The organism is Rhodococcus sp. (in: high G+C Gram-positive bacteria) (genome assembly GCF_049591685.1).
Taxonomy (GTDB): Bacteria; Actinomycetota; Actinomycetes; order Mycobacteriales; family Mycobacteriaceae; genus Rhodococcoides.
This window is the reverse complement of sequence record NZ_JBAWFH010000105.1, coordinates 1-5,178: the sequence shown is the minus strand read 5'-3', so window position 1 is coordinate 5,178 and position 5,178 is coordinate 1. Positions and strand designations below refer to the sequence as shown.

At 63.1% G+C, this 5,178-nt stretch carries 5 protein-coding genes; all 5 read left to right on the top strand.

Annotated elements, in window-relative coordinates; translation table 11 throughout:
• Window positions 1-693 (top strand): MCE family protein (locus WBQ44_RS04750; RefSeq protein ID WP_495565582.1); only part of this gene is annotated, 693 nt, incomplete at its 5' end.
• Window positions 690-1,757, top strand: a complete 1,068-nt coding sequence (locus WBQ44_RS04745; protein WP_495565581.1) for an MCE family protein — start codon at window positions 690-692, stop codon at window positions 1,755-1,757. The genes WBQ44_RS04750 and WBQ44_RS04745, both read left to right, overlap by 4 nt.
• Window positions 1,754-2,743 carry an MCE family protein gene (locus WBQ44_RS04740; RefSeq protein ID WP_495565580.1) on the top strand — a complete coding sequence of 330 codons (990 nt, stop codon included), beginning with the start codon at window positions 1,754-1,756 and terminating at the stop codon, window positions 2,741-2,743. Before WBQ44_RS04745 ends, WBQ44_RS04740 begins: the two co-directional genes overlap by 4 nt.
• Window positions 2,743-4,023 carry an MCE family protein gene (locus WBQ44_RS04735; RefSeq protein ID WP_495565579.1) on the top strand — a complete coding sequence of 427 codons (1,281 nt, stop codon included), beginning with the start codon at window positions 2,743-2,745 and terminating at the stop codon, window positions 4,021-4,023. The genes WBQ44_RS04740 and WBQ44_RS04735 overlap by 1 nt, the downstream gene beginning before the upstream one ends.
• Window positions 4,024-4,046: 23 nt before the next feature.
• Window positions 4,047-5,178: MCE family protein (locus WBQ44_RS04730; protein ID WP_495565583.1), on the top strand; the 1,132-nt coding region annotated here is incomplete at its 3' end.

Below are 5,178 nucleotides of genomic sequence, written 5' to 3'. Positions count from 1 at the left end.
CAGTTGGTGGAGGCTCTGGACAACTTGTCGGTCACCGGTAATACGTTGGTCGAGCAGCGTCCGGCGGTCGATACGTTGATCGCGTCTCTGACGGCGACGGGTGCGTCGACGGCGGATTTCCTGGAGGTCAATGCGGAGAACCTGGTGCGCATTTCAGCGGACTCGCGTGAGGCGCTCGAGTTGTTGGCGCAGTACTCTCCGTCGTTCGGATGTACCTTCTCCCAGTTCGTTCCGGTGGTCGAACGCGCGCAGAAAGTCATCGGTGTCGGCGACGAGTATCGAGGCATCAACGTCACCGCCTCGTTCGTCAACCCGAAGGGCCGTTACCTGCCCAACCAAGACGAACCACGACTGTTCGACGATCGTGGTCCGCGCTGCTACACGCCGGCGAACACCGAGGCGGGGGAGTTCTTCCCGCAGTACCCGGGCGGGTCGGCCAACGACGGTTCGTATCAGGTCCCGTCGAGAAACCCCGGTCCGCAGGACATTCCGGAGCTCGCGGCGCCGCAGTACTCGGCACTGCCGGGTCTCGGGGACGCGCAGCCGGTGAGCTACGAGGGTTCTGAGTTCGAACGTGACACGTTGGCCGTGATCTACGGCGGCGCAACAGGAACAGCCCCGGAGGATGTTCCTTCGTGGGTCACATCGGCGGGGGCGCCGGCATTGAGGGGTGTGGAGGTGACCGTCAAATGAGGGGGCTTCTCGCGCCACTCGTCAAACTGATCGTGTTCGCGGTGGTGACCATTCTCGCCACGGGCGTACTGGCATTCTCGATCGCCAATATCAGCGGCGGCGGAGGAAAGAACTACAGCGCGATCTTCAGTGACGTCGCGTCGCTCAACCAGGGCGACGAGGTTCGCATCGCCGGTGTTCGTGTCGGCGACGTGAAGAAGATCGAAATCGTCAACGAGCGTGAGGCCAAGGTCGAGTTCTCGGTCGACGGACGCGAATGGCTGCCGTCGACGGTCTCCGCGAACCTGCGCTACCGCAACCTCGTCGGCCAGCGGTACATCGCCATCGAGCAGGGTGCAGGCGACCAGGGCGGCAAGATCAACCCGGGCGAAACGATCCCGCTGTCGCAGACCAAGCCTGCCGTCAATCTGACGACACTGTTCAACGGTTTCCGGCCGCTGTTCCAGACGTTGAGCGCAGACGACGTGAACAAACTGTCGTACCAGATCATCCAGGTGTTCCAGGGGGAATCCGGAACCATCTCGGAACTGGTGCGCAGTACCGCAAGCCTCACCAACACCGTCGCCGACAAGGACGCTGTCATCGGCGCCGTCATCACCAATCTGAACACGGTGTTGCAGACGGTGAATCAAAACGACGACCAGCTCGATGCGCTCATCGTCAACACGCAGCAACTCGTGTCGGGTCTGTCCGCCGACCGCGATGTCGTCGGATCGGCAGTCACCTCGCTCGCCGGGCTCACCGACGCCACGGCCGACCTGCTCGAACCGACCAGGCCGTCCATCCAGGGTTCGGTGTCGGCGCTCAACACGTTGGCCACCACGCTCAATGCCCGTGAGGCGGACCTGACCAAGGTGATTCAAACGCTGCCGAAGAAGCTCGACAAGCTGATTCGCACGGCGCAGCAGGGGTCGTGGTTCACCTTTTACCTGTGCGGAATCGACATTCAGGCAGGACCGGGCACCTCGCCCAACCTGAATCTTCCGACAGGCTTGCCGACGGTGAATCAGCCGCTGTACACAAATTCGGCCGAGCGTTGCAAAGCCGGGGGGATCAAGGAATGAAACGTAGCCCGACAGTTGCCGGTGCGCTCGGCATCATGTTCGTCCTGCTCGCGACGATGGCGGTGTTCTCTCTCGACCGGCTACCGATTCTCGGTGCCGGCTCGACGTACACTGCTGAATTTTCGGAGGCCGCAGGCCTCAAGTCCGGCAACGAAGTTCGTATTGCGGGCGTGAAGGTCGGAAAGGTCGACTCGGTCGAACTCGCCGGCGACCGCGTCGAGGTCAAATTCCGCGTGCAAGATGCGTGGGTTGGCAACAACTCTTCGGCGTCGATCCAGATCAAGACGCTCCTCGGCCAGAAGTACCTGGCCGTCGAACCACGGGGCGACGAGGTTCTTCGACCCAAGGATCCGATCCCGTTGGAGCGCACGACATCCCCGTACGACGTCATCGACGCGTTCTCCGATGCAGCATCGACCATCGAGGATATCGACACCCCTCAGCTCGCGGCCAGCTTCGAGACGCTGTCTCAGGCCTTCTCCGAAACACCCGCCGACATCCGTGCTTCGTTGGACGGCGTCAGCAGGCTGTCCGAGACAATCGCGAGCCGAGATGCCGAGTTGCAGAGGCTGTTCGAGGCGACGGGCAAGACATCGAAGGTGTTGGCGGACCGGAACGAGGAATTCAACCGTCTCATCTCCGACGCCGGACCACTTCTCGAAGAACTGAACAACCGCCAGCAATCCATCTCGCAGTTGCTGACCGGTGTGCAGCGTCTGTCGCAGCAGCTGACGGGCCTGGTACGCGACAACGAAGAGCAGATCACGCCGATGCTCGAGCAGTTGAACGGAGTCATCGACATCCTCAACGAGAACAACGACGCGCTCTCCCGCGGACTCGAGCTCTACGCTCCGTTCGTGCGGTTGTACGCCAACGTCGTCGGCAACGGACGCTGGCTGGACATCACGCTCGCCAACCTGACTCCTCCCGGCCTGCCGCTCATTCCGGGTTACCGTCAGCCCGCGCGTGATCTGGGAGGCAACTGATGAGTGACTCCGGAGACAACGTGCAGAAGAAGGGCCGCGGCAAAGCCGTCGTCGCAGGCGCTGTCGTCATCGTGCTCATCGTGGCTGCGGGTCTGTGGTGGGTCTTTTCCCGTGCAGGCTCGACCAACATCACCGCGTATTTCGACAAGTCGGTCGGCATCTACGAGGGCTCGGACGTCCGGGTTCTCGGAGTCGAGGTCGGCAAGGTCACCTCGGTCGTGCCCCAGGGAGACCAGGTCGAGGTCAAGATGCGAGTGCAGCGGGGAGTAGACATCCCCACGGACGTTCGCGCCGCGCAGATCACGCCGTCGCTGGTGTCCGATCGCTACGTGCAGCTGACGCCCCCGTACTCGGGCGGCGACAAGCTGTCCGACGAAGCGGTCATCCCGCGGGAGAACACGGCGACGCCGGTCGAGGTCGACCAGATCTACGCCAGCATCGACGAACTCTCCGACGCCCTGGGGCCGACCGGCGCGAACAAGGACGGTGCGCTCACCGACCTCGTCAACACCGGAGCTGCGAATCTCGACGGCAACGGTGCCGCACTGGGCGATTCGATCACGAAGCTGTCCGAGGCGTCGCGCACGCTCAGCGATTCGCGCGGCGACCTGTTCGACACCGTGAAGAACCTGCAGACGTTCGTCTCCGCGCTTGCCGCAAACGACGAGCAGGTTCGTCAGTTCAACAACCAACTCGCAGACCTGACGGGCTTCCTGGCGGGCGAACGCGACGACCTGGGTGCTGCGCTCAACCAGCTTTCCATCGCACTCGGCGACGTCGCAGTGTTCGTCGCGGACAACCGAGATCAGCTGGTGCAGGCCGCCAACGGCCTGGTGCAACCCACCCAGACGCTGTCGAACAACAGGGACCAACTCGTCGAGACCCTGACGATTCTGCCGCTCGCCATCAGCAACCTGGTCAATTCGTACGACGCCGAATCGGGCACGCTCGCGTCGAGGGCGAACCTGCAGAACGAAACGCAGGATCCGCTCGGAACGGTCTGCCGACTCATCGACCTCGGCAAGTTGGTGCCGGGTGATCCGCGCTTCGAACAACTCGGCGCACAAATCCAGCCCATCATCGACCGATGCGGTGAGATCACCACCCTGATCCAGGGACCGGTGCGGGAGTCCGGGCTGGTTCTGCCGTTCGGTGTGCTGACCAACGACACCCAGCAGAACAACGTCGTGCCGGGAACCGTGCCGGGCGTCGTATCGCCTCGCCTCGGTGAGAACAACACGCTGCCCGGTCTGCAGCAATCGCTTGGAGGGGGACAGTGAACGCGTCGCTTCGCAGAACGTCGATGAAATTTCGGATCAACGCGCCACGGCGTCCCCTCACTGCTCTCGTCGGCGCCACGGTCGTCGTTCTGTCGGCCACGGCCTGCTCGCAGGGCATTTACGGCATCCCGCTTCCAGGCGGTGCGTCGGTGGGCGACAATCCAATCAGTCTGACAATCCAGTTCCAAGATGTACTCGACCTGGTGCCGCAGTCGACCGTCAAGGTCGACGGGGTCGAGGTCGGCCGAGTCGACTCCATCTCCGTCCCCGACGGGGAGTGGACGGCGAACGTCGGCGTCATCATCAACGACTCTGTCGAGTTGCCGGCCAACGCGACCGCGGCCGTCGAGCAGACGTCGATCCTCGGCGAGAAGTTCATTCAGCTCACTGTTCCGGCGGAGGACACCGACCCGCGCAAGATGCAGGACGGCGACACCATTCCGTTGGAGCGCACCGAGGTCACGACCAACATCGAGCAGGTCTTCGGTGCCCTGTCCCTGGTCCTCAACGGCGGCGGCGTTGGTCAGTTGGCGCCGATCGTCAAGGAGCTCAATGCGGCGTTCGAGGGGCGTGAGGGAACAACCCGGAGCCTCCTCGAAGAGGCCAACACGCTGATCACCGGACTCGAAGAGCAGCGCAACGACATCACCCGGGCGCTCGACGGTCTCGACGTCCTGACCACCGAGGTCAGTGCGCAGACGGACAAGATCGATCGGGTACTGCAGGACCTCCCGATCGCCACCGAGGTTCTCGAGCAGCAGCGTCCGCAGTTGACGCAGATGCTCGGCCAGCTCGATCGGCTGGGTGCCGTCGGTACCGATGTGATCGAACGGTCCAAGGACGACCTGATCGCGGATCTCCGCGCGCTGCGCCCGACGCTTCAGGCGCTGGCTGCATCTGCGGACGACATCGTCACGACGTTGCCGCTGATACCGACGCTTCCGTTCCCCGACGGTATCGAAGAGGTCACCCAGGGCAATTCGGCCAACCTGTACCTCTCGCTCGATCTGTCGATCGGCACTGCACTGCGCAATTTCGGTGTGGGAGAGGGAGATCCGGTGTACATTCCGCCGAAGTTCGGTGATCAGCTTCCGCTGGTGGATCCGTCGAACCCCTACTACAACGGCAACGGACCACGTCCGGGTTGGCCGACGA